Genomic DNA, 3481 nt, shown 5'->3' on the forward strand with positions numbered 1-3481 from the left:
AGGACTAGCCGCAAAACAGCACAGCGCCCCGCTCACATGAGCCGGGGCGCTTTTTTCTGGACTAGGGCTCGACGGGCAGGCGGATGATGAAGGTGGCCCCCTGTCCGGGCGTGGACTCCACGGTGAACAGGCCGCCATGGTTGGTGGTGATGATAAAGTAGGACACGGACAGCCCAAGGCCAGTGCCGATGCCCGGCGCTTTGGTGGTGAAGAAGGGTTCAAAGATGCGTTTTTGCGTCTTTTCGTCCAGTCCGGGGCCGTTGTCTGTAATTTCGATGCGGACGCCATCCGTGTCGCGCCGGGTGCGCAGGGTGATGCGTGATGTTGCTGTTATGCCTTGCTCCGACATGGCTTCTGCGGCGTTGCGCAGAACGTTGAGCACCACCTGCTCGATTTCCGTCTGGACCATGGAGACCGGCGGCAGGTCGCTGGCGTAGTCCTTTTCGATGGCGATTTGCTTGAAGTCGTAACTTTTCTTCATGTCGTAGTCGCTGGCGGCCAGCTCCAGCGTGCGGTCCAGCAGGGCATTGACGTCGGTCTTTTCGCGGTGGGATTCGCTCTTGCGGCTAAAGTCCAGCATATTGCGCACAATGCGCGCGGAGCGGGTGGCGGCGTCGCGGATGCCGGATATGTACCCCGTAATGCCGCGCTCTTCCATGTAGGAGCCTACGGCGGCGAGATCTACGCCCAAGGGGTCGGCCACGCGGATGTTGGCGGGCAGGGTGGGGGTCAGGCGGCGCTCCATATTTTGGATGCACTGCATGATGATGCCGAGGGGATTGTTAATTTCGTGCGCCATGCCCGCAGCCAGCCCGCCGACGGACATCATTTTTTCTGTTTGGATCATGATGTTGTCAATGCGCACGCGTTCGGTCACATCGTCCACGCGAACAACGGCCCCGGCGGACTCGCCGCCGCTGAGGGGAAAGACGGTGATGTCCTCGTAGTAGACGTCCTCGCCCACGAGGCGTTTGACCTTGGTTTGGCGTGACGGGGCGCCCTTGTGCAGGGCGCTTTCCAGCATGGGCTGGTATTCGTTCATGCTGGGGAAGATGTCCACAAACTGCTGGCCCTTGGCGGCGTCGGGCGGCACGGCAAGGCGCGACTCCGCCGCGGAGTTCCAGCTTGTCACCGCGCCCGAGGGACTGACGATGACAAGGGCCGAGGGCATGGAGTTGAAGGTGTTGTCCATGATGATGCGCAGGCGCCGGGCCTCGCGCTGGGCCGCAAGGCGCTCCGTCATGTCCAGAATGACGCCGATGATGCCTGCGGGCTGGCCGTCGGTGTGGACCATGGCGCGCGAGATGATAACGTCGCGGTCCGTGCCGTCCGTGCCGGGAAGGTGGGCCTCGTAGGTTTGGGCGCCGCCTTCGCGCAGGAGCTCTTCGTCCTTGCCCTCAAAGACATCGGCGTAGTGCTGGGGGGTAATTTCGGAGATGGCCGAGCCGATGATGTCCTCTTGCTCCATGCCATACAAGCTAGCCAGCGCAGCGTTGCATTTGCGGTAGATGCCGTCCGTCGTCTTGAAATAGATGGGCACGGGCGTGGTATCCAGCAGGGTCTGGATGAAATTCAGCTCGGTTTCCAGTTCGTCTTCGGTCTGTTTGCGCCGCGCGATTTCCTTCTGGAGGCGGATGGTGGTCAGCCCCTGCGAGGACAGCATATTCACCAGCAGGGTGGAAAAGCGCATAATGCTTTCCACCTGCTCTTTGCTGTAAACGGGAACCTCGGCAAGGGCGGCCATGTAGTCCGCCTCATCAAAGCCGAACTCCTGCGCCTGCTTGCGGAAGGCCTCTTCGTCAATGGTTTCAGTGTCGTAGAAAAATTGTCCGACGAAGAGGGAGGCCAGGTGGACGCCGTCGATGATGATGGGGACGGCGACATCCCAGAGTCCATTCTTGCACTTGTAGGCGACGTAGGGTTCGTCGCCAAGGCGTGTTGCAATGTAACTGTCGCTTTCGGTACAGCGCGTGCTTGTTTCCGGATTGGCGCGGTGAAACTGCGTGCAGATGCGCCGCCAGCCCGTTTCCACCAGCACCGTCCCGGCAACGTCCACAATGCCGATGGTAATGCCTGTGGCCGCGGAAAAGGCCTTGGCAAGTTCGCGCAGTTCATCGAGGTTGATGAGCTCGGTTAGGGTATGTTCATGCGTCACTGTGCCCTCGCGTGGTGCCGTCGCGGAGAGGTGTGAGGGATGGGGGCGCAAAGCCGCGGCGGCAACAGGCAGACATCACGTGTTGGGCGGCTTTGAGGGCGTCTGTTTCCCCTCGGGCGCCTTGGAATTGTCCGTAATGGGTTTTTCGTCCTCTGGCAGGTCCTCGGTGTATTTGGCCCGGATGGCGGAGATGACGTCCCATATGTCCAAAAAGCAGTCCACCACGTCGGGGTCAAAGTGCTGGCCCGATTCCTCCTTGATGACGGCGATTATCTTTTCGTCCGGCCACGGCGGTTTGTACGACCGGCGCGAAGACAGTGCGTCGAACACATCGGCAAGGGCGCAGATGCGCGCGGCGATGGGGATATCCTCGCCCTGCATGGGCTTGCCTGTGCTCTTGGCGTGGATGTCCATGCTCTTCACGCTGCCGGGGTAGCCTTTGCCGTTCCATTTTTCATGGTGGCAGAGGGCTATTTCGCCGGACAGGGCGTCCAGCTCCGACGTGGCGTTGTTAAAGAGCTTGGCGCCAAACACGGTGTGAAAGCGCATGGTGGCGAATTCCTCGTCCGTGAGCTTGGCGGGCTTTTTGAGAATTTTGTCCGAGATGCCCACCTTGCCCACGTCGTGGAGCATGGCGGCAATGCGGATAAGGTCCTTGGTCTTTTTGAGTTCTTCTTCGGGGACGCCCTTGCGCTGCGCCCACAGGTGATAGATTTCCGCCGAGTACGCGCCAACACGCTGGACATGGGCGCCGGTTTCCGATGGATCGCGCAGCTCGGCCATTTGCATCATGCGCAGGATAAGCTCGCGCGTCATGATGGCGCGCTCAATGGCCACGGAAGCCGTGGTGGCAAACAGCGGCAGGTACTGCTTCGCTTCATCGGTAAAGGGCACGGACGCCCCGGTGTCGTCCTTGGCGTTAATCACCTGAATGACGCCCACTACCTTGTTTTGCGAGGTCTTGATGGGAATGGTGAGGATGGAGCGCGTGCGGTAGCCGGTTTTCTGGTCAAAGGCGGGGTTGAAGCGCACCGGAGAGTCGCTTGGCATGTCGTAGGCGTCGTCAATGGCAAGCAGTTCGCCGTGCCCGGCAACGTAGCCAACGATGGAGGTATCGTTTATAGGCATAGCGAAGTTGCCATAGACCTCCTTGTTTACCGCGGTGGAAAACAGGGTGTCGTTGTGCACGTAGCTGAAGTGGAGCTTGCCTTCCTTGACCAGATAAATGGTTCCCGCATCCGCCTTGGTCACCTTGCGCACCCGGGTGAGGATGCGGTCAAGGATGGCGTCGAGGTCCTTGAGTTGCGACAGTTCATCGTTGACGCG

Annotated in this window: 2 protein-coding genes; both read right to left on the reverse strand. The window is 60.3% G+C overall.

The window, feature by feature from the left end; all coding sequences use genetic code 11:
* Positions 1–61: 61 nt before the first annotated feature.
* Positions 62–2155: a PocR ligand-binding domain-containing protein gene (locus ACY69P_RS15250; protein WP_462328089.1), complete on the reverse strand. Its 2094-nt coding sequence runs from the start codon at positions 2153–2155 to the stop codon at positions 62–64.
* Positions 2156–2230: 75 nt separating this feature from the next.
* Positions 2231–3481: HD domain-containing phosphohydrolase (locus ACY69P_RS15255; RefSeq protein WP_462328090.1), on the reverse strand; the 1251-nt coding region annotated here is incomplete at its 5' end.

The organism is Desulfobaculum sp., assembly GCF_054921475.1.